Below are 21,010 nucleotides of genomic sequence, written 5' to 3'. Positions count from 1 at the left end.
ATGGTGGCCCAAGGCACGACGCTGGCGGGGCGGTATCGCCTGGATACCCGCATCGGCGCCGGCGGTATGGGCGAGGTCTGGCGCGGCGAGGACATCGTCCTGGCCAGGACGGTCGCCGTCAAGGTGCTGTTGCCCGGCCGTACCGACGATCCGGGCTTCCTGGTGCGGTTCCAGGGCGAGGCCCGGGCGATGGCGACGATCAACCACCCCGGAGTGGTCGAGGTATATGACTACGGGGTTCACGAGGTGCCCGGCGCGGGGGCGACGGCATACCTGGTGATGAAGTTCGTTGACGGGGAGCCGCTCGACCGGCTGCTCGCGCGTCTGGGGAGCATCGCGCCGGGGGCGGCGATGGAGCTCATCGCCCAGGCGGCCTCGGCCCTGCAGGCCGTACACGAGCAGGGCATCGTCCACCGCGACATCAAGCCGGGAAACCTGCTGGTCCGCTCGGACGGCACTCTCGTGCTCACCGACTTCGGCATCGCCAGGTCGGACGCCGCAAGCAGGCTCACCGACGCGGGCATGGTGCTGGGCACCGCCGCCTACTGCGCCCCGGAACAGGCGGAGGGCGCACCCGTCACACCGGCGGTGGACATCTACGCGCTCGGGGTGGTCGCCTACGAGTGCCTGGCGGGGCAGCGGCCCTTCGACGGTGACACACCGGTCACCATCGCGCTCAAACACATCCGCGAGGAGCCTCCTCCGCTGCCGTCGCACATCCCGCCCGGGGTGCGGGCACTGGTCGAGCGGGCGCTGTCCAAGGACCCGGCCCGGCGTTTCCCGAGCGGCGCCGCGATGAGCACCGCCGCCAGGCAGGCCACGGCGGTCCCCGGCCAGCAGGGTGGTATGGCGGGCACCCCGCCCCCGGTGGCGCAGGAGACCGCCTGGCAGCCCGCGCCCACGCCGCAGCCGGGCCCGCCGATGACGGGGCCCGCGACCACGCCTCCCCAGGAGGGTTCGCCACGGAGCCCGGCCACCGAGGTCGCCGTCTCCGTCCCCGGACGTGGTCGCCGGGCCTTACGCAAGCCACGGCGTAAGGGTGGGACGATCGCGGTGCTCGCCGTCGCGGGCGTGGCGTGCGCCGGGCTCGTCGGGATCGCGATCAACGCGATGGCCGCGGGGGAGACCGGCCCCACCAAGGACACCCAGGGCATGGTGGTTCCGACCGTGAGCACCTCCGCCACGAAGACCTCGTCCGCCCACAGGCCGCCCAAGACGACCGCCCCAACGGTGAGGCCGACTCAGGACGACGAGCCGAAGGCCACCCCGACGCGGACTCCCACTCCGACGGAGACCGAATCCGATGAGCCGGAGGAGCCAACGGCAAAGCCGACGAAGACGGCTAACGACCCGAAACCATCCTCGTCCCCCACGCACTCGCCGAGCACGACCGCGACACCGGTGGTGAAGAAGAAGGTGCCGAGCGTGATGGGTCTCAACGAGGAGGCGGCCAAGGCGGTGCTCAAGAAGGCCGGTTTCAAGACGGCCCCAAGCATCGGTCCCGACGTCGACGTCACCCAGTGCATGAAGGTGGTCGAGCAGCGGCCCGGCGCGGGCACCATGTGGGATGTGAAGCGGCCGGTGGACATCACCCTGGTCAACGACACCTGCCCGTCGAGCCCGAGCCCGAGCCCGACGGTCTCCTGATCTGAACGGCCCCGGCGATCCGGGGCCGTTCAGACACCGGTCGTGTTGCGGGGGTAGGCGATCGCCGGATCGGTGGCGATGTTCACCATGTACGGCACTCCGGAGTCGAAGGCCCGGCGCAGCGCGGGACCGATCTCCGCCGGGTCGGTGACCAGCTCGCCACCCCCGCCGAGCGCCGTCACCACCTCGTCGTATCGGCATTGCGGCTGCAACTCGGCCGCCACGTCGTAGCCGTACAGCAACCGCATGGGGTGCTTCTCCAGGCCCCAGATGCCGTTGTTGCCGCAGATCATCACGACCGGCAGGCGATGCCGGACGAGCGTGTCCACGTCCATCAGCGAGAACCCGGCGGCGCCGTCACCGAGCAGCAGCGCCACCTGGGAGGACGGCCTGGCCAGACGGGCGGCGATGGAGTAGCCGAGGCCGGTGCCCAGACAGCCGTAGGGGCCGGGGTCGAGCCAGTTGCCCGGCTGCCTCGGCTCGACGTACTTGCCCGCGTAGGAGACGAAGTCGCCGCCGTCGCCGATCACCACGGCGTCGTCGGCGAGGATCTTGTTGAGCTCGCCGTAGATCCGCATCGGGTGGATCGGGTCGGCGTCGGAGGCCAGGAGTTCGGCGTCCCCGGCGACCGCGGCGTCGGCGGCCTCCCTCAGCCTCGACAGCCACGGCGCGTACGCCTTGGGGGAGACGCCCGCCTCACCGCAGGCCGTACCGAGACCCCAGAAGACCAGCGACAGGTCGCCCGCGGCGGCACCGGAGGGCGGCACGTGAGTGGTCAGCTGTGACGGCGCGTCGGTCAGGTGCACGACCCTGGCGAGCGGGGTGCCGTTCTTGCCGCCGAACCAGCCGTAGGCGAGCCGGAAGTCCAACGGCGCGCCCGCGACGATCACCAGGTCGGCCTGGGAGAAGGCCAGGCCGCGGGCACGGGTGACCAGGAGTTCGTGGCCCGCGGGAAGGATGCCACGGCCCTGCCCGTTGGGGATGACCGGCAGGCGGAACTCCTCGGCGAAGCCCCTGGCGACCTCCTCCGCCCGGTCCATCCACACGTCGGAGCCGAGCACCAGCACCGGGCGTTCGGCCTCGGCGAGCAGAGCGGCGATACCGGCGAGCGCGTCGGGGTCGGGTTCGAGCGGTGAAGGGGTCAGGGTCCTGGTCTCGTGTTCGAGCGGGGGAGCCTGGGAGAACAGGTCGTCCATGTGGAAGTCGAGGAAGACCGGCCCCCGGTGCGGGGCGAGGGCGGTCCTGAAGGCCATCTCCACGTCCTCGCCGACGGACTCGGGGCCTGAGCCGGTGAAGGCCAGTTTGGTGATCGGAGCCAGCAGCGGCGGGTGGTCCATCTCCTGCAGCGCGCCGGAGCCCCAGCGCGACCTCGGCGCCCTGCCTCCCATGATCACGACGGGGGAGCCGTTGGCGTGCGCGGTCGCCACGCCGCTGACGCCGTTGGTGACGCCGGGGCCCGCGGTGAGCACGGCCAGACCCGGCCTGCGGGTCAGCCTTGCCGTCGCCTCGGCCGCGAAGACCGCGCTCTGCTCGTGCCGTACGTCGAGGATCGGCACGCCCTCGTGGACCGCCCCGTCGTACAGCGGGAAGACGTGCCCGCCGGACAGGGTGAACATGGTCTCGATCCCGTAGGCCTTGGAGACGGCGACCGCGATGTCGCCCGCGTGCTTTGGAGACTCCATATCGCGCAACCTACCAGTCAGTCACTTAGCCGGACAGTGATTGGAAACCCTGCCCAGATTCCCCCCGGCTAACGCCCTGACCACCTGTCACATGGGGGAACCCGCTCCTCGGACGGCACCGGGAGCGGGTTCCTCGGCTCACAGGGTCTCGGAGAGCGCCTTGATCGGCATCCTCAGGTCGGCCAGCAGGTTGAGGTCCGCCTCGGGGGTACGGCCGAGCGTGGTGAGGTAGTTGCCGACGATGATCGCGTTGATCCCGCCGAGCATGCCGTCACGGGTGCCCAGGTCGCCCAGCGTCAGCTCCCTGCCGCCCGCGTAGCGCAGGATCGTGCGCGGCAGCGCCAGTCTGAAGGTCGCGATCGTCCTGAGCGCCTCGGTGCCCGTCAGCAGCGGGAACGACTCGAAGGGCGTGCCGGGACGGGGGTTGAGGAAGTTCAGCGGAACCTCGTCGGGCTGGAGTTCGCCGAGCTGCCCGGCGAACTCGGCCCGCTGCTCCAGCGTCTCGCCCATGCCGACGATGCCGCCGCAGCACAGCTCCATCCCGGCCTCGCGCACCATCAGGCAGGTGTCCCAGCGTTCCTGCCAGCTGTGGGTGGTGACGACCTTGTCGAAGTGCGACCTGGCGGTCTCCAGGTTGTGGTTGTAACGGTGCACGCCCATCCCGGCCAGCTCGTCGACCTGCTCCTGGGTGAGCATGCCCAGGGAGCAGGCGACGTTGATGTCGACGGCCTGCCTGATCGCCTCGACCCCCTCGCGGACCTGGTCCATCAGCCGCCGGTCGGGACCGCGCACCGCGGCCACGATGCAGAACTCCGTCGCGCCCGTCGCCGCGGTCTCCTTGGCCGCCCGGACCAGGGACGGGATGTCCAGCCACGCCGCGCGGACCGGTGAGCTGAACTGCCCGGACTGGGAGCAGAAATGGCAGTCCTCCGGGCAGCCACCCGTCTTGAGGGAGATGATCCCCTCGACCTCGACTTCGGGGCCGCACCACTTCACACGTACCTCGTGCGCGAGCGCCAGCAGGTCGGAAACTCGCTCTTCGGGTAACTCCAGACACCGCAGGGCCTGCCCGGCGTCGAGTCCTCTGCCTTCCTCAAGCACCTGGACGCGGGCGATGTCGAGTATGTCGCTCATGCTGCTCCACTCTGAAGGCCGTCGTCTACGGCTAGAGCCTAAATGTGGATCTGAAGGCTGAGGAGTCGAAGCCCCCTCCCAGCACGGGGGCCAGGCCCATGCGGGCCGTACGGGCGAAGGCCTCCCGGCCGAGGGACCCGGCGCCCTCGGGCAGCGCACCCGCCAGCGGCCTGGCGGCGAGCATCTCCAGATCGGCGACGTTGCACCGTTCGGCGAGGCCGGGTTCGGCGGGCCAGGAACCGATGATCACGCCCGCCAGGTCGAGACCGCGTCCCGCCATGGCCTCCAGCGTCAGCGCGGTGTGGTTGAGCGTGCCCAGGGACGCCCGTGTCACCAGCAGCACCGGAGCCGACAACGCCCTGGCCAGGTCGGCCAGGGTCGCCCCCTCCTCGTCGAAGCGGACCAGGAGCCCGCCCGCGCCCTCGACGAGCACCAGGCGGTGGGAGGAGGCCAGGTCGGCGATGCGGGCGGCGGCGTGGTCGAGGGAGACCGGGGGCAGGCCCGCGACCCTGGCCGCCGCGGCGGGGGCCAGGGGGTCGGGGAACCTGGACAGTTCGAAGGTGGTGGTCACCCCGGTCAGCCGGATGACGTCGTCCAGGTCGCCGGGGTCGAGCGTGCCGACCCCGGTCTGCGCCGGTTTCACCACCGCGACCGAGGAGCCCCGCTCCTTGGCGAGCGCGGCGACCGCGGCGGTGACGATCGTCTTGCCGACTCCCGTGTCGGTCCCGGTGATCACGAGGATGCTCATCCTCCACACCTTACGGACGTCAGGGGCGGCGCAGGCGGGTGACGAACTTGTAGCGGTCTCCCCGGTAGAGGGACTGGGCCCATTCGACCGGGTTGCCGTCGGCGTCGAAGGCGTGCCGGGTGAGCAGCAGCATCGGCAGACCCACGTCCACGCTCAGCACCTGGGCGTCGTACGGCGTGGCCAGCACGGTCTCGATGATCTCCTCGGCGTCCGTCAGCCGTACGTTGTAGGCGTTGTGCAGTGTCTCGTACAGCGAGGAGTGCACCTCAAGCTCGCGCCTGAGCCGGGGGAAGCGGCGGGCGGACAGGTGGGTGGTGTCGATGGACATCGGCTCTCCGTTGGCCAGCCGGAGCCGGTGGATCCGAAGCACCCGGCCGCCGGGGTTGATCGCCAGGCGCCGGGCCAGCGGCTCGTCCGCGGTGATGTAGCTGATGTCGAGGATCTTGGTGTCGGGTTCGAGGCCGACGGTCCTGAGGTCACCGGTGTAGGAGGTGAGCTGCAGCACCTGGGCGACCTTGGGGTGCGCGACGAACGTCCCCTTGCCCTGGATGCGCACCAGCCGTCCCTCGACCACGAGCTCGGACAGGGCTTGGCGCACGGTGGTGCGCGACGTCTCGAAACGCACCGCGAGCGTCCGCTCGGGGGGCAGGGCGCTGCCGGCGGCCAGGCTCTTGGTGAGCGCGAGCAGGCTGCGCTTGACGTCGTAGTACTTCGGGATTCTGGGGGATTCCTCCGTCACGCCCGCACCTCGTCCGGAGGTTCGAGGGCGACGGGACCCGTGTCCCACCCACAGGTCCGCTCGTTTCGCTCACTCACATGGTCACCTTCATCTCGGCCACGGCGGTGAGCGCACCCTTGATCACCGCTAGATCGTCGGAACTCAGATTGGCCCGCGCGGTCAACCGCAGGCAAGAGCGGCCGGCCGGTACCGAGGGCGGCCGGAAGCATCCGACCCGCACCCCGTGTTCCGCACAGATGACGGCGGCCCGAAGCGCCGTCTCGGGTTGGCCGAGCACGATCGGGACGACCGCACCCGCCGGATCGTTGGTCTCCAGGCCGAGGTCGCGGGCCAGGGAGGCCAGCTCCTTCGCTCTGGTGAGCACGTGTCCGGGCAGTTCGGGCTGATTGTGAAGGATATCTAGCGCGGCGAGTGCGGCGGCCACGCTCCCCGGAGCGAGAGCGGTGTCGAAGATGAAGGAACGGCCCGTGTTTATCAGGGTTTCGATGACCTCGGGGGCGCCGAGGACGGCCCCGCCCTGGGAACCGAGGGATTTGGAGAGTGTGACCGTTCTCACAAGGGTCCGCTCCCCGGCCAGGCCCGCCGCGTGCGCCGCCCCCCGTCCTCCGAATCCGAGAACCCCCAGGGAGTGCGCCTCGTCGACCACCAGCAGCGCGCCCTGCCGTACGGCCGCCGCGTGCAGTTCGGCCAGCGGGGCCAGGTCCCCGTCGACGGAGAAGAGCGCGTCGGTGACCACGATCGCGTGCTCGGTGTCCCGGTCGGCGAGCGCCTTCTCCACGGCCGTCACGTCCCGGTGCGGGGTGACCGTCACGGGGGAGCGCGACAGACGGCAGGCGTCCACGATCGAGGCGTGGTTGCCCGCGTCCGAGACCACCAGGGCGTCGCGGCCGAGCGCCGTGACGGCCGCCAGGTTGGCCAGGTATCCCGAGGAGAACACCAGGGCGCCCTCCGCGCCGGCGAAGGCGGCCAGCCGTTCCTCAAGGCGGGCGTGCAGCGCGGTCGAACCGGTCACCAGGCGGGAGCCGGTCGCGCCCGTTCCCCATTCGAAGGCCGCCGCGGAGGCGGCCTCGGCGAGCCGCCGGTTCCTGGCGAGCCCGAGATAGTCGTTCGAAGCCAGATCGACCAGGTCGTCGTCGGAGGCCCGGGCACGCAGGACCCGTCTGAGCCCCGCGGCCTCCCGTGCCACCGCGGCGGTTCGGAAGCGCGCCAGCGGATCGGGCCCATGTGTCATGGGGGCATTTTCCCAATGTGGTGTGCCCGATTCGCGTTCGGCCCCTCAAACCACGCATGATGCACGAGTGCCGACTCTAAGCGACCTGGCGGTTCGTCACACCGCGCTCGACGACGCGGACCTTGAGTGGATGCACTCACTGGTCTCCGACTGGCAGCTTCTGGCCGACCTGTCGTTCGCCGACCTCATCCTGTGGATCCCCCTCAGGGAGGGCACCGGCTGGATCGCGGTCGCCCAGATGCGGCCTACCACGGGCCCGACCGTCTATCACGACGACATCGTGGGGATGACGGCGGCCAAGGGCGAGCGGGCGCTCATCGACACCGCCTGGAACGAGAGGCGCATCTGCCGGGAGGGCGACCCCGACTGGTCGAGCGGAGTGCCGGTGCGCGAGGAGACCATCCCGGTACGGCGCGCCGACCACTTCATCGGCGTGATCCAGCGCTCGACGAACCTCTCCTCCGCGCGCACCCCCTCGCGGCTCGAACTCACCTACCTGCAGAGCGCCTCCGACCTGGCCCAGATGGTCGCCGAGGGGCGTTTCCCCTTCTCCGGCGCCGAACCGATCCTGGTCCGCTCCCCGCGCGTCGGCGACGGGCTGCTCAGGCTCGACCGCGCGGGGCGGGTCACCTACGCCTCGCCCAACGCCCTGTCCGCCTACCGCAGACTGGGGCTCAACGCGGACCTGGTCGGTGCCGAGCTCGGCCGTACCACGGCGAACCTGTGCTATTCCGACGAGCCCATCAACGAGAATCTGATGATCGTGGCCAGCGGACGGGAGCCGAGGGAGACCGAGGTCGAGTCGGGTGGGACGGTCGTGCAACTACGGGCGATCCCGCTGGTCGTGGGGGGCGGGCGCATCGGCGCGCTGGTGCTCATCCGCGACGTGACGGAGCTGCGTCGCCGCGAGCGGGAGCTGATGACCAAGGACGCGACCATCAGGGAGATCCACCACCGGGTCAAGAACAACCTGCAGACGGTGGCCGCGCTGCTGCGGCTTCAAGCCAGGCGGCTGCAACTGCCGGAGGGGCGGGAGGCGCTGGAGGAGGCGGTGCGCAGGGTCGGCTCGATCGCGATCGTGCACGAGACGCTGTCCCACACGCCCGAGGAACAGGTCGACTTCGACGACATCGCCGACCGGGTGATCGCGATGACAGGAGAGGTCGCCGCGCCCGAGGCGCAGGTGGTGCCACGCCGGATCGGGACGTTCGGGGTACTGCGTTCGGAGATCGCGACGCCGCTGGCGATGGTTCTCACCGAGCTGCTGCAGAACGCGGTCCAGCACGGTCTCGCCCAGCGTCCCGGGAAGCTTCAGGTGATCGTCGAGCGAGGCGCCGACCGGCTCGACGTGATCGTCTCCGACGACGGCAACGGCCTGCCGGAGAACTTCGACCTGGAGTCGTCGACCAGCCTCGGCCTGCAGATCGTACGGACGCTCGTCGTCGGCGAACTGTCGGGCAGGCTGGCGATCGAACCTCGTCAGGGTGGTGGCACCGAGGTCACGCTGAGCATCCCCCTCCCCATGGCCTGAGACCGTGGCACGAGGTCACGGTTCGAGCCCGGGGGGAGGGGTGCGCGGGAGCCGTCGCCTGGTTTGCTAAGGTTCTGTCGGATCGCTGAGATTCAGGCGCTGACACGGGTGCGGACGCGTGCCGTGCGACGCTTGAGGGCGCGGCGTTCGTCCTCGCTCATGCCGCCCCAGACACCGGCGTCCTGACCGGACTCCAGCGCCCACTTCAGGCAGGCCTCGCTGACGTTACAAGTGCGGCAGACCTGCTTGGCCTCTTCGATCTGCATCAGGGCGGGGCCGGTGTTGCCGATCGGGAAGAAAAGCTCGGGGTCCACGTCACGGCAGGCGGCTCGGTGGCGCCAGTCCATGCGTCCACTCCTTCGGATGAGGAGCCCTTGCTTCGGCTCCGGCGGTGTACTTTGTGAAGACTTTCACTAACCAGCGCGAACGATCGCCCGAGCCTGGTTCGGTTCGGGGTTCCGTTCACTAGATCGCCGGTGGCCCAAGAGCGATGTCTCCGCTCAAAGGTCCTACGTTCCGACGTCAATGTTGAGATTGTCAGCCACGCTCAGTACATGCAAGAGGTTTGGGAGAAGGTTTTGCCTGATATGCATGTCGGATGCGTCACACGATGACCGGATGTAACTGGTCATACCACCACTTGTAACGCCTTCGGGATGGAGCGGAACGTTACCCGCTCAACCTCTCCCAGATAGTCACCATCAAGCTGAAAGGCCACGGGGCGCAGGGCGCTCACCGTGAACTCCCGTTCGTCATGGAGTTGTACCAGGTGGCGGCCGGTGGGCAGGGTCTCACGCACCCCGATGATCTGGGGCATCAGCTGGCACATCGCGACGGGGCCGAGCCGCTGCAACCCCAGCAGGTCCAGGCCGGTCTCGAAACTCGCCCACGGCGTCGGGCAGACCGGACGGGAGCCCACATAGGTCCAGGGCGAGGTGTTGGAGACGATCGCCATGAAGAGGTCGTCCGCGGGAGGCACCTCGGGCCCCTCGACACTCATGGGCGCGTGCCGCCTGTCCGTCGACAGATAGTGGTGCAGAGCCGTGTTCACATAGCGGGCGGGCGTGGCCTTGCGCCCCGCGCCACGCAGCCCCTCGACGGCCCTGATCACCTCGGCGTCGTACCCGAGCCCGCTGCAGAAGGTGAAGTATCTGCGCCGGCCGTTCCAGATGGCCTGGCCCAGTCCGACGGTCCTGCGCCTGTCGTCACGCAGGGCCTCAAGGATCGCGCCGACCGCCTCGACCGGATCGTTGGGCAGCCCCAGCGCCCGCGCGAAGACGTTGGCACTGCCGCCGGGGATCGTCAGCAGCGCGGGACGGTTCGCCGCGCCCCCGCTCGCATCGTCGTCCACGGCACCGTCATCGGACGAATCTTCCCGACTGGCCGTCCCGGCGTCGCCGTCCTCCACGGCGATGTCAGCGATGCCAGGGGCGTCGAGCAGGCCGTTGACGGCCTCGTTGACGGTCCCGTCGCCGCCGAGCACGGCGACCACGTCGAAACCGGAGCCATGGGCCTCGCGGGACAGATGGGCCGCGTGCCCCCGGTACTGGGTCTCCTCGACGGTCAGATCCACCGTCGTGCCCAGCGCCCTGATCAGCACGTCCCGCGTCCGCTGGTTCGTCGTGGTGGCCTTGGGGTTCACCAGGAGCATCGCTCGCATAACGCCAGCGTATCCGCCGCGACCACGGCCACGGCGGCAGAGAAGGGCGAGATGTCCCGGCGATAGGCTTTGGCTGTGTCGAACCCCGTGTCGAACCAGCGCCCGCTCACCCTCACCGTCGCAGCCGTCGTCATGGCGCTCGAAGGCGTCGTCACCGTGCTGCTCGGCGGTTACGTCGGAGTCGAGACGGTCATCGGGCAGCCCTCTGACGTGGTGAGCTCGGCCTTCGTCGCCGGTTTCGGCATCCTGCTCGGGGCCGCGCTGCTCTGGGTCGCCCTGGGCATGCTGAGGACCGAGCGATGGTCCAGGAGCCCCGGAGTGCTCGCCCAGATCTTCGCCGTCGTCGTGGGCGTCACGCTGATCCAGTCCGACCAGCGGACGATCGGCATCCCGCTGATCACCGTGGCAGTGATCGGACTGGTCGCGCTGCTGTCACCCCCGACGACCCAGGCGCTCTACGGAAAGCACCGGGACGGCGTCTAGTCCTCCGCCGTCAGTCCCTCGCGGAGCTGAGCCAGGGTCCTGGCCAGCAGCCGGGACACGTGCATCTGGGAGATGCCCAGCTCGGTGGCGATCTGCGACTGCGTCATGTTGCCGAAGAAACGCAGCAGAAGGATGCGCTTCTCGCGGGGCGGCAGCCGTTCGAGAAGAGGCTTGAGCGACTCGCGGTACTCGACGCCCTCAAGGGAGTCGTCCACGATGCCGAGGGAGTCGGCGACCGCGGGCGCGTCGTCGTCACCGGAGTCGGGCGCGTCGAGGGAGACCGTGGAGTAGGCGTTGGCCGACTCAAGTCCCTCGAGCACCTCCTCCTCGGTCATCTTCAGGAACGAGGCCAGCTCTCCGACGGTCGGGGCACGCCCCTCGCGCTGGGACAGCTCGCTGATCGCCTTGGTGAGCGAGAGCTTCAGCTCCTGCAGACGGCGCGGCACACGGACCGCCCAGCCCTTGTCACGGAAGTGACGTTTGATCTCGCCCACGATCGTCGGGGTGGCGTAGGTGGAGAACTCCACCCCACGGGCGAGGTCGAAGCGGTCGATCGACTTGATCAGACCGATGGTCGCGACCTGGGTGAGGTCGTCGAGCCACTCACCCCGGTTGCGGAACCGGCGGGCGAGGTACTCCACGAGAGGCAGGTGGAGCTCGACGAGCTCGTCACGGATGCGCTGGCGCCGTGAGTCGTCGGGGGTCAACTCCGCCAGTTCCGCGAAAAGCAGGCGCGCGCGCACCCGGTCGGGCACCGCGTGGTCGCTGGCGGCCATGGCACGAGTCCTTTCCGTCACGCCGGCCTCGCCGCGCCCCGGCGCTTGCGTAGCACGATCGCCATACGGTCGGGGGAGTCGGTCACGGCATCCACGTCGTCGGCAAGCGCGGTGAGCACCATCCAGGCGAAGTCATCACGTTTCGGCGCGGCGCTGCCGACCGTGCTGACCTCGACGCTGACCTGCATCAGCTGCCCGGTCAGCTCGAACTCGGCCGTCAGGTCGGTGCCGGGAACGGCCTGGGTCAGCAGCATCGCGCACGCCTCGTCGACCGCGATCCGAAGGTCCTCGATCTCGTCAAGCGTGAAGTCCAGCCGCGCGGCCAGTCCGGCGGTCGCCGTACGCAGCACGGACAGATAGGCACTCGCGGCCGGCAGCCGGACGCTGACCACGTCACGGATTCCGCCCATGTCGACCGCGGGTGTCTCGGTGTGTTCGGTCACGTTCCTCCTCGCAGAGTCGCTGACTGCAACTTACAGCCCCGCGGCGGTGGTTGGCCCGCTTGGACTCGCGATCCGGGTGATTTAGCACCTCAAGAACACTTTAAGACACCGAATGGGCTCTAAGAACAGGTCAGGCCCCGTGTGGTCGCACCCCACACGAGGCCTGGACGTGCCGATCACCGGGCTTTCGGCTCAGGCGGCCTTGGTCGCCCAGAAGATCTTGGAGATCTCATCGATCTTGGCCAGGAGCTCGTCCGCCTGGGCCACGTCGACGGTGCCCTTGCCGCCCGCGGCGCCCGCGAGCTTGGTGGCCTCCCAGAACAGCTGGTGCAGCTGGGGGTAGGCCTCCAGGTGCGGGGGCTTGAAGTAGTCGGTCCACAGCACCCACAGGTGGTGCTTGACCAGCTCGGCCCGCTGCTCCTTGATGATCAGCGCGCGAGTGCGGAAGACCGGGTCCTCGTTCGCGTTGTACTTCTCGATGACGGCTTTGACTGACTCGGCCTCGATGCGGGCCTGAGCCGGGTCGTACACGCCGCACGGCAGGTCGCAGTGCGCGGACGCGACGAGCCTGGGCCGCAGAAGTCGTGCAAGCATCGGAAAGTCCTTCCTTGATGCTGAGATCAACATGGTCCGTTACCGACCTTACTCGCCTTCAAATGCCGTATGGGATGGGGTTGAGATCCGTGAGAGTGCGTGTCGAGGGAGATTCCATGCTGCCCGTGCTGCGCCCCGGCGACTGGCTGTGGGTACGGCGTGGCGCTCCCGTCAGCGCCGGGAATCTGGTGGTGGCCAGACTCCCCTCGGACCCGTCGCTGCTCATCGTCAAACGGGCCGCCTGGCGCGAGGGGGAGGACTGGTGGCTGGAGAGCGAGAACCAGCGCGCCTCCGGCCGCAGGGACAGCTGGGACTTCGGCGCGGTGCCCCCCTCGTCACTGGTCGGCCGGGTGGTGCTGCGCTACTGGCCGCCGCCCTTCCTGCGGGCCCGGTAGGCGGCGACGTTCGCCCTGCTGGCACAGCGCTCGGAGCAGTAACGCCTCGACCGGTTCGAGGAGGTGTCCAGGAAGGCCCGTCTGCAGGGGGCCGCCTGACAGAGCCCCAGCCTGCTCACCCCCAGGTCGGTCACCAGGGTTGCCAGGCCCATCACGGCCCCGGCGGCGTACTGGTCGGCCGCCCGGCCGCTCTCGGTGAGGTGCATGTGCCAGTGCTGGCCGTCGTGCCCGGAGATCTGCGGCTGTACGGGATGCCGGATCAGCAGGGAGTTGAGCCGTCCGACCACGTCGGTCTCGTCACCGGCCTGCGCGGACTCGAAGACGGCGGTCAGCTCCGCGCGCAGGTCTCGCAGGGCGTCGAGGTCGCCGCGGGTGAGGCGGCAGCCGGGCCGGTGACGCCCGCTCTCCTCCAGCAGCGCGCGCAGGCCCTCCAGACCGGTCAGCCGGTCCGGGTTGTTGATCAGCAGTACGGCCAGCTCGGCGTAGGAGGTCAGATCCATCGGACTGTTCCGTCGTGGTGGGCGGTGACGACAGTCGTGGTGAGCGACGACGATCGGAGCCGCATCTTACAGGTGTGGCCGGACCGTCACCATGTAACGAAAGAGGCCCCTCGTCATGTAACGAAAGTGAGTGGCCCCTGTCCCCTGGTGGGAGGCCTCCCTGTGGCAGAATCGAGCAACGGGTGACCCCCGTACCCCTCCGACGGCCCCACGAGCAGGCCCCGAGCGACTACCGAAGCCGGGCCAGGCCCGCGGCGGCGCGTCTACGAAGGACCAATCCGTCTGAGTCTGACTGAACACAGGGGTCGCTGTGGCTGTCACGCCATCTTCCATCTCTCTAGAATCCCTCGATCTCGATCCGGCCTTCGCCCTGCACCGCGGGGGCAAGCTGGAGGTCCGCTCGACCGTTCCCGTCCGCGACGCCGGTGACCTGGCCCTGGCCTACACACCTGGAGTCGCGAAGGTCTGCAGCGCGATCGCCGACGAGCCCGACCTCGTCAACGACTACACCTGGGTCTCCAACGTGGTCGCCGTCGTCTCCGACGGCACCGCCGTGCTCGGCCTCGGAGACATCGGGCCCGCGGCCGCCATGCCGGTCATGGAGGGCAAGGCCCTGCTGTTCAAGCAGTTCGCCGGGGTCGACGCGGTGCCGATCTGCATCAGCTGCACCGGTGTCGACGAGATCGTCGAGACCGTCGCCCGCCTCGCCCCCTCCTTCGGAGGCGTCAACCTGGAGGACATCAGCGCCCCCAGGTGCTTCGAGGTCGAGGACCGGCTGCGCGAACTGCTGGACATCCCCGTCTTCCACGACGACCAGCACGGCACCGCGATCGTCGTGCTCGCGGCGCTGAAGAACGCCGCGCGGCTGACCGGGCGCTCGCTGGGAGACCTGCGGGCCGTGGTCGCGGGAGCGGGCGCCTCGGGGATCGCCGTGAGCCGCATCCTCCTCAACGCCGGCATCGGGGACATCGCGGTGGCCGACTCCAAGGGCCTCATCCACGAGGGCCGCGAGGGGCTCAACCCGGTCAAGGAGGCCCTGGCGCGTGGCACCAACAGGGCGGGCCTGCGCGGCTCGACCGAGTCCGCGCTGGCCGGGGCCGACGTGTTCGTCGGGCTCTCCGGGTCGACCGTCTCCGAGGAGGCCGTCGCCTCGATGGCGAAGGACTCCATCGTCTTCGCGCTGTCCAACCCGACCCCGGAGGTCCACCCGGAGGTCGCCAGGAGGCACGCCCACGTGGTGGCGACCGGCCGCTCCGACTTCCCCAACCAGATCAACAACGTGCTCGCCTTCCCCGGCGTCTTCCGCGGGGCGCTCGACGTCCGCGCCACGGCCATCACCGAGAACATGAAGGTGGCCGCCGCCGAGGCGCTGGCCTCCGTCGTCGGTGACGACCTGTCCGCCGACTATGTGATCCCGAGCCCGTTCGACGAGCGGGTGGCCCCCGCGGTCATCGCCGCGGTCTCCGAGCAGGCCCGTCTCGACGGAGTGGCCCGCAGGTAGCGTTTTCGGTTTCAGGCCCGTTTCGCCCGGGTCAGTCCTTCCATGCCCGTCGGCTGAGGTCTGCACAGGTCACCCCCTTCCAGATCCACCGGCGGAACACCCTCGTGGGGACGCCTCTCGCCCGATCGGCGAGGGGCGTCTTTTGGTTTGCGAATCCATGAGCGATGTTCACGGAATGTGCTATAAAAATGGCGTTCCGTTACCTGCTCAGGTGAGAGGCATGCGGGGCGGTTGCCGGTGGCCGTCACAGACGGCCGTGTCTCCCATGCTCAGACGGTTCTCACGGTGAGGAGAGCAATGGAACGCGAGCCGAACCGCGCACTTCAGCGGCTCATCATCGAGTCGGGCTTCACCCATAAGGGGCTGGCCCGCAGGCTCAACGATCTCGGGGTGACCCGCGGTCTTTCCGGCCTGAAGTACGACCACAGCTCCGTGCTGCGCTGGATCGGTGGCCAACGACCCAGAGGCCCCGTCCCCATGCTGCTCGCGGAGATCTTCTCCCTCCGGCTTGGCAGGGCGGTCGGCGTCGAAGACCTCGGCCTGCCCGCCGTCTCCACCCCCACAGACCTGGGGCAGGAGTTCACTCACACGTGGCAGGAAGGGATCGCGACCGTGACAGCACTGTGGCGCGGGGACGTAGAAAGACGCAGGTTCCTGCTCGATTCCACCTTCGCGATCGGTGCGGGTTCGACCGGGGCCCTGCGCTGGTTGACCCTGCCCGTCGAGGGGCACCCCACGGCCAACGGCCCCCGCCGGGTCGGCATGGCCGACATCGCCGCGATCAAGGAGGTCACCCGGTCGTTCGGCGAACTCGACAACAGGTTCGGCGGCGGCAGGGTCAGATCGGCGGTCGTGAAATATCTCGACACCGCCGTCGCCCCACTGCTCGGCGAGGGCTCCTACGCCGAGACGACCGGCAGGGCGCTGGCGTCGGCCGCGGCCGAACTGACCAGGCTCGCCGGGTGGATGGCCTACGACCTGGAACAGCACGGCCTGGCCCAGCGCTACCTGATCCAGGCGTTGCGGCTGGCCAAGGGGTCCGGCGACCACGGGCTCGGCGGAGAGATTCTCGCGGGAATGAGCCACCAGGCCCTGTACATCGGCCAGCCCGCCCACGCCCTCGACCTGGCCAGGGCCGCCCAGCTCTCGGCCCGCCGCGCCGGGATCTACGCCCTGCTGGCCGAGGCCCACGTGGTCGAGGCCCACGCCCACGCCCTCCTTGAGGATCGCCCGGCGTGCGGGGCCGCTCTGCACGAGGCGGAACTGGCCTTCGACAGGCGTGAGACAGGGGAGCGGCCCGACTGGATCGCCTACTTCGACGAGGCCTACCTGTCGGCCAAGTTCGCCCACTGCTTCCGCGACCTGGGCGACGGCGCGGCGGCCGTACGGCACGCGCGACGGTCACTGGACATGGACGGCCGCTACGTCAGGGGCCGGATGTTCAACCTGGCGTTGCTGGCGGCGGGACTGCTGCAGCGCGGGGAACTGGAACACGCCTGCGTCGCGGCGGCCGAGGCGCTGGACCTCGCGACGGGGCTGCAGTCGGCCCGGACCCGGTCCTACGTGGCCGACCTGCGCCGCAGGCTGGCCCCCTTCGCCGGGAACAGGACGGTCGCCGAACTGGACGTGCGGGCGGGAGATCTCGTCTCCGTCACGTGAGCCGAACCTGACAGGAGCCCTGACAGGGTACGGCCGGCGAACTCGTGTGGACTTTACAACGGACATGACAAAGAGACCCGGCGTGCGCATCACCGGGTCTCCCTGTGGTGGAACGGGGTGAGCCGGAGGGCCTGGACCCTCCGGCTCAGTGGATCATCGGATCCTTACGGCTTACTTGTAGAGCTCGCCGTTCGGGCCAACGATCTTGCCGGACCAGACAGCCGCGGCCTTCTTGTAGATGTCGGCGGTCTCGCCGTCGAAGTAGGCCGAGGTGATCAGGTCGTAGCGACCGTTCTTGTCCTGGTCGCCGAACTGGCTGGTGACGCCGTTGACGTAGCCAAGACGCTTGTTGTTGTTGTACTTCAGGACCCAGGGGCCACCGTCGGCGCCGGGGGTGAGAGCACCCTTGACACCGATGTGCTCCTCGATCTTCTGCGCGGCCGAGACGTACACCTTGCCGGTGGTCTTGCCGTACACCCACTTCGGCGTGATGCCGGTGAAGGGCTTGTCACCGTCGGGGTGCGGGCCCTCGGGGTAACCGAAGATGAAGACGGGCTGGCCGGTCTTCTGGTTCCACGCGAAGCCCTGGCCACCGACGTTGTCACCGAGGCGACCGGCGTCCTTGGACAGCTCGATGTGGTAAACCTCGACCCAGTACTTGGTCGTGGTCTGGGTGCTGGCCTTGACCCACTTCTTGACGAAGAACTGCTGCGAGTACCACTCGATCTCGGTGCCGTTCTTGTCCTTCACGACGCTCAGCTCGCCGAGGAACTTGCCGGCGGCCTTCTCACCCTGGAGGCGCTTGTACTCCTCCTGGCTGATGGCGTTCTTGAGCTCGCCGGTCTGCCAGCGCTCGCCGTTGTTCCACTTGTCGTGCGCCGGGGCCTTCTCGTGGTCGTACGAGGTGGTCTCGACCTTGAGCAGCTTGATGCCCTTGTGACCGGCCTCGGTCTGGTAGGCGCTGTTCGAGGGGTCGGCCGGCGGGTTGACGGTCTCAACGCTGTTGGAGACCGTGTCGTCGCGCTTGTAAGGACCGTTGGGGCCGTACTTGGCAAGGCCAGCCGCGTACTCGTCGGCCGAGATCGTCTTGGCCTCGACGTACTTCGGCCCGGTGAACTGCTTGTACTCGGCAGGGGTGACGACCTTGTCGCCGCCGTAGAAGACACCGTTGTAGACGGTGACGAACGCGTAGTCGCGGTCGTAGTCCTCGTAGACGTCGAAGTCGTAGTGCGTCCAGGCGGTCTTACCGACGTAGATGCCGTAGGGGGTCTTGCCCTGGTAGTAACCCGGGACGAACACCCAGTTCTTCAGCACGTCAGCGTCGCCGACACCGGCGGTGTCGTAGACGTTGTGGGCGGCGGTGACGACCAGGTTGCGGTACTTCGACTGGATCGAAGCGCCGGAGGCCCAGCGGTTCTTGCCCTGCTTGTCAGTCCAGAACACCTTGCCGATGTTCTTCGGCAGGTTGATGTTCTTGACCTTGGTGGGGACGACCTTCTCCTCACCCGTCGGCAGCACGGCGCCCGGCTTGCCATCGGGGGAGTAACCGCCACCGGACTTCCAGGAGGTGGGGGCGGCGTCGTGGTAGTACGCGGTCGCGCTCTTCAGCGCGGCGTTGTTGGAGTCCGTCCAGTAGTCGACGACCGAGATCGCGTCGGCGTTGTTGGTGGCCAGCGGGTCGGTCGCCCAGTCCGGGGCGGCCTGGGCGGTGCCGGCCAGGCCGGCGGCCAGCAGACCGGAGGCGAGAACGGCGCCACCGGCAGGGAGGAGGATGCGCTTCAAGGGAACTCCTTGGTCTGATGTGGAACGCATCTTGCGTCCCATGCGTCAGTAAAGGGATAGCCAGGAACATACAGTGCTGATCTTGAAGAGCGGAAGCCGCTTGGCGAAGCCGCGAAGCGCCCAAACCTCCCGATATCATTCTGTTACCTTTATGGAGCCGTGCCGTCTCTCTAACGATTGCAAGTGATCTACGGCGTTTTTGCAGATCAACTTAACTAAGTTGTTGGAGTGTCTGAAGTGGCGTGTTCGTCCCAATACTTTGGGTTACGATGCCTGATGTGACATAGATCACAACAATCTGATGGCACCGAATCTGGGTGATCCACGTCTAATCAGCCTCAGTTCGAAGGTCTGGGTCGCCTGGGACCCGGCGCCTGAGATCCCGGGAGCGCGTTCTCACCGCCCTGGAGACCCGGCGCCTCTTCGGCCCCTTCGGTGCGAGGGTTTCCGGGCATGACAAAGGGGCCCGGTGTGCGCACACCGGGCCCCTCTGTGGTGGAGCTGGGGTGAGTCAGGGGTTTGGACCCCCTGACTCGGAGACCGTCAGGTCCCTAGCGGCTTACTTGTAGAGCTCGCCGTTCGGGCCAACGATCTTGCCGGACCAGACGTTCGCGGCCTTCTTGTAGATGTCGGCGGTCTCGCCGTCGAAGTAGGCCGAGGTGATCAGGTCGTAGCGACCGTTGCCGTCCTGGTCACCGAACTGGCTGGTGACGCCGTTGACGTAGCCAAGACGCTTGTTGTTGTTGTACTTCAGGACCCAGGGGCCACCGTCGGCGCCGGGGGTGAGAGCACCCTTGACACCGATGTGCTCCTCGATCTTCTGCGCGGCCGAGACGTACACCTTGCCGGAGGTCTTGCCGTACACCCACTTCGGCGTGATGCCGGTGTAGGGCTTGTCACCGTCGGGGTGCGGGCCCTCGGGGTAGCCGAAGATGAAGACGGGCTGGCCGGTCTTCTGGTTCCACGCGAAGCCCTGGCCACCGACGTTGTCGCCGAGACGGCCAGCGTCCTTGGACAGCTCGATGTGGAAGGACTTCACGAACCACTTGGTGGTGGTGGCGGTGGTGGACTTGACCCACTTCTTGATGAAGTACTGGGTCTTGTACCACTCGATCTCGGTGCCGTTCTTGTCCTTCTTGGCGGTGAGCTCGCCGAGGAACTTGCCGGCGGCCTTCTCCGCGAGGAGCTGCTTGTAGGTCTCCTGGCTGATGGAGTCCTTGTCAGCGTAGGCCTTCTCGCCGTTGTCGAACTTCGGCGTGTGGTGCGGGGCCTTCTCGTAGTCGTACGAGCTGACCTCGACGGTCAGCAGCTTGACGCCGTCCTTGCCGTCCTTGGAGAGGTAAGGCTTGACCGACTCCCAGCTGAAGAACTTCTGGGGCGGGTTGACGGTCTCGACGTTGGTCGCAACCGTGTCCTCCTTGTAGTACGGGCCCTCGGGGCCGTACTTGGAGAGGCCAGCGGCGCCTTCCTCAGCCGAGACTTCCTTGACGTCGACGTACTTCGGCCCGACGAACTTGTCGTACTCAGCAGCCGTGACGACCTTGTCGCCGCCGTAGAAGACACCGTTGTAGACGGTCACGAACGCGTAGTCGCGGTCGTAGTCCTCGTAGACGTCGAAGTCGTAGTGCGTCCAGGCGGTCTTACCGACGTAGATGCCGTAGGGGGTCTTGCCCTGGTAGTAACCCGGGACGAACACCCAGTTCTTCAGCACGTCAGCGTCGCCGACACCAGCGGTGTCGTAGACGTTGTGGGCGGCGGTGACGACCAGGTTGCGGTACTTCGACTGGATCGAAGCGCCGGAGGCCCAGCGGTTCTTGCCCTGCTTGTCAGTCCAGAACACCTTGCCGATGTTCTTCGGCAGGTTGATGTTCTTGACCTTGGTGGGGACGACCTTCTCCTCACCCGTCGGCAGCACGGCGCCCGGCTTGCCATCGGGGGAGTAACCGCCACCGGACTTCCAGCCCGTCGCGGAGGCGTCGTGGTAGTACGCGGTCGCGCTCTTCAGCGCGGCGTTGTTCGACGCGCTCCAGTACTGAGCAACCGACTGAGCGGCGGCGGTGTTGTTCGCCAGCGGGTCGGTCGCCGAGGTCGGGGCGGCCTGGGCGGTGCCAGCCAGGCCAGCGGCCAGCAGACCGGAGGCGAGAACGGCGCCACCGGCCGGGAGGAGGATGCGCTTCAAGGGAACTCCTTGGTCTGATGTGGAACGCTCTTGCGTCCCAAGCGTCAGTAAAGGGATAGCCAGAAACATACAGGGGCGATCTTCGTAAGCGGAAGCTCTTCCGCTAAGTAAAGTCGCCGGTCAACCCCTCCCGGACCGGTCCAAAGCGGCCTGGTGAAGGTGGGGCCTCTGTGGCCCATGTGGGGCATATTGCTTATTTCGGCAGATCAGCGAAATGTTGATGTTGAGAAACAAGATCATCTGCGGAGAATCCTCCGCTTAGCCGGCCGGGATATCCTGTGATGCAGATCACACTTTTCGATGGCACCAAATCGGCCCGAACTACG

At 68.1% G+C, this 21,010-nt stretch carries 19 protein-coding genes; 6 read left to right on the top strand and 13 right to left on the bottom strand.

Annotation, left to right across the window (positions count from 1 at the left end; genetic code table 11):
* The gene (locus ACFYY8_RS38655; protein ID WP_390049934.1) at window positions 1-1,647 is read left to right on the top strand and encodes a protein kinase; all 1,647 of its coding nucleotides are present in this window, start codon (window positions 1-3) and stop codon (window positions 1,645-1,647) included.
* Window positions 1,648-1,676: 29 nt separating this feature from the next.
* On the opposite strand, the gene ACFYY8_RS38650 is transcribed toward ACFYY8_RS38655, so the two are convergent.
* From ACFYY8_RS38650 to ACFYY8_RS38630, 5 genes are all read right to left on the bottom strand, one after another.
* The gene (locus tag ACFYY8_RS38650) at window positions 1,677-3,329 is read right to left on the bottom strand and encodes an acetolactate synthase (RefSeq protein ID WP_390049932.1); all 1,653 of its coding nucleotides are present in this window, start codon (window positions 3,327-3,329) and stop codon (window positions 1,677-1,679) included.
* Window positions 3,330-3,467: 138 nt separating this feature from the next.
* Complete coding sequence (gene bioB / locus ACFYY8_RS38645; protein WP_390049930.1) at window positions 3,468-4,463, bottom strand: biotin synthase BioB; 996 nt, start codon at window positions 4,461-4,463, stop codon at window positions 3,468-3,470.
* 31 nt (window positions 4,464-4,494) lie between these two features.
* Window positions 4,495-5,211, bottom strand: coding sequence for a dethiobiotin synthase (gene bioD / locus ACFYY8_RS38640; protein WP_390049927.1), 717 nt, complete (start codon window positions 5,209-5,211; stop codon window positions 4,495-4,497).
* A gap of 19 nt (window positions 5,212-5,230) precedes the next feature.
* Entirely contained in the window at window positions 5,231-5,950 is a 720-nt protein-coding gene (locus ACFYY8_RS38635; RefSeq protein ID WP_352015101.1) for a GntR family transcriptional regulator, read from the bottom strand.
* A gap of 73 nt (window positions 5,951-6,023) precedes the next feature.
* Window positions 6,024-7,181 (bottom strand): 8-amino-7-oxononanoate synthase, encoded by a 1,158-nt coding sequence (locus ACFYY8_RS38630; RefSeq protein WP_390049925.1) that lies wholly within the window; start codon window positions 7,179-7,181, stop codon window positions 6,024-6,026.
* Window positions 7,182-7,248: 67 nt separating this feature from the next.
* Between ACFYY8_RS38630 and ACFYY8_RS38625 the strand changes: the two genes are divergently transcribed.
* Window positions 7,249-8,712 carry a sensor histidine kinase gene (locus ACFYY8_RS38625; protein WP_390049923.1) on the top strand — a complete coding sequence of 488 codons (1,464 nt, stop codon included), beginning with the start codon at window positions 7,249-7,251 and terminating at the stop codon, window positions 8,710-8,712.
* Window positions 8,713-8,804: 92 nt separating this feature from the next.
* On the opposite strand, the gene ACFYY8_RS38620 is transcribed toward ACFYY8_RS38625, so the two are convergent.
* On the bottom strand, window positions 8,805-9,059 hold the full coding sequence (locus tag ACFYY8_RS38620) for a WhiB family transcriptional regulator (RefSeq protein ID WP_352015104.1): 255 nt from the start codon (window positions 9,057-9,059) through the stop codon (window positions 8,805-8,807).
* Between the two features lie 281 nt (window positions 9,060-9,340).
* Window positions 9,341-10,372, bottom strand: coding sequence for a diacylglycerol/lipid kinase family protein (locus ACFYY8_RS38615; RefSeq protein ID WP_390049920.1), 1,032 nt, complete (start codon window positions 10,370-10,372; stop codon window positions 9,341-9,343).
* Window positions 10,373-10,447: 75 nt separating this feature from the next.
* Here ACFYY8_RS38615 and ACFYY8_RS38610 point away from each other — a divergent pair, with 75 nt between their 5' ends.
* Window positions 10,448-10,855, top strand: a complete 408-nt coding sequence (locus tag ACFYY8_RS38610) for a hypothetical protein (protein ID WP_390049918.1) — start codon at window positions 10,448-10,450, stop codon at window positions 10,853-10,855.
* Here ACFYY8_RS38610 and ACFYY8_RS38605 read toward each other — a convergent pair.
* From ACFYY8_RS38605 to sodN, 3 genes are all read right to left on the bottom strand, one after another.
* A complete protein-coding gene (locus ACFYY8_RS38605) occupies window positions 10,852-11,631 on the bottom strand; it encodes an RNA polymerase sigma factor SigF (protein WP_352015107.1) in 780 nt (259 codons plus the stop codon). The two genes, ACFYY8_RS38610 and ACFYY8_RS38605, sit on opposite strands and share 4 nt — an antisense overlap.
* A gap of 17 nt (window positions 11,632-11,648) precedes the next feature.
* Entirely contained in the window at window positions 11,649-12,074 is a 426-nt protein-coding gene (locus tag ACFYY8_RS38600; RefSeq protein ID WP_386192473.1) for an anti-sigma factor, read from the bottom strand.
* Between the two features lie 192 nt (window positions 12,075-12,266).
* Entirely contained in the window at window positions 12,267-12,668 is a 402-nt protein-coding gene (gene sodN / locus ACFYY8_RS38595) for a superoxide dismutase, Ni (protein ID WP_390049916.1), read from the bottom strand.
* A gap of 62 nt (window positions 12,669-12,730) precedes the next feature.
* Between sodN and ACFYY8_RS38590 the strand changes: the two genes are divergently transcribed.
* On the top strand, window positions 12,731-13,063 hold the full coding sequence (locus ACFYY8_RS38590; RefSeq protein WP_390049914.1) for a S24 family peptidase: 333 nt from the start codon (window positions 12,731-12,733) through the stop codon (window positions 13,061-13,063).
* Here ACFYY8_RS38590 and ACFYY8_RS38585 read toward each other — a convergent pair.
* Window positions 13,030-13,563 (bottom strand): CGNR zinc finger domain-containing protein, encoded by a 534-nt coding sequence (locus ACFYY8_RS38585; protein ID WP_390049912.1) that lies wholly within the window; start codon window positions 13,561-13,563, stop codon window positions 13,030-13,032. The genes ACFYY8_RS38590 and ACFYY8_RS38585 overlap by 34 nt on opposite strands.
* A gap of 310 nt (window positions 13,564-13,873) precedes the next feature.
* On the opposite strand from ACFYY8_RS38585, the gene ACFYY8_RS38580 reads away from it, so the two are divergent.
* Both ACFYY8_RS38580 and ACFYY8_RS38575 read left to right on the top strand, forming a co-directional pair.
* Window positions 13,874-15,064, top strand: a complete 1,191-nt coding sequence (locus ACFYY8_RS38580; RefSeq protein WP_390049910.1) for an NADP-dependent malic enzyme — start codon at window positions 13,874-13,876, stop codon at window positions 15,062-15,064.
* Window positions 15,065-15,361: 297 nt separating this feature from the next.
* Complete coding sequence (locus ACFYY8_RS38575; protein ID WP_390049908.1) at window positions 15,362-16,723, top strand: hypothetical protein; 1,362 nt, start codon at window positions 15,362-15,364, stop codon at window positions 16,721-16,723.
* A 171-nt stretch (window positions 16,724-16,894) separates the two neighbouring features.
* Here the strand turns inward: ACFYY8_RS38575 and ACFYY8_RS38570 are convergent, their stop codons facing one another.
* Both ACFYY8_RS38570 and ACFYY8_RS38565 read right to left on the bottom strand, forming a co-directional pair.
* Window positions 16,895-18,505: a trypsin-like serine peptidase gene (locus tag ACFYY8_RS38570; protein ID WP_390049906.1), complete on the bottom strand. Its 1,611-nt coding sequence runs from the start codon at window positions 18,503-18,505 to the stop codon at window positions 16,895-16,897.
* A 559-nt stretch (window positions 18,506-19,064) separates the two neighbouring features.
* Window positions 19,065-20,684, bottom strand: a complete 1,620-nt coding sequence (locus tag ACFYY8_RS38565) for a trypsin-like serine peptidase (RefSeq protein ID WP_390049904.1) — start codon at window positions 20,682-20,684, stop codon at window positions 19,065-19,067.
* Window positions 20,685-21,010 lie beyond the last annotated feature (326 nt).

Origin of the sequence: Streptosporangium sp. NPDC001559, assembly GCF_042893955.1 — a bacterium.
Lineage (GTDB): Bacteria > Actinomycetota > Actinomycetes > Streptosporangiales > Streptosporangiaceae > Streptosporangium.
Note: the sequence above shows the minus strand (reverse complement) of the source record. Positions and strands in the feature narration are given on the sequence as shown.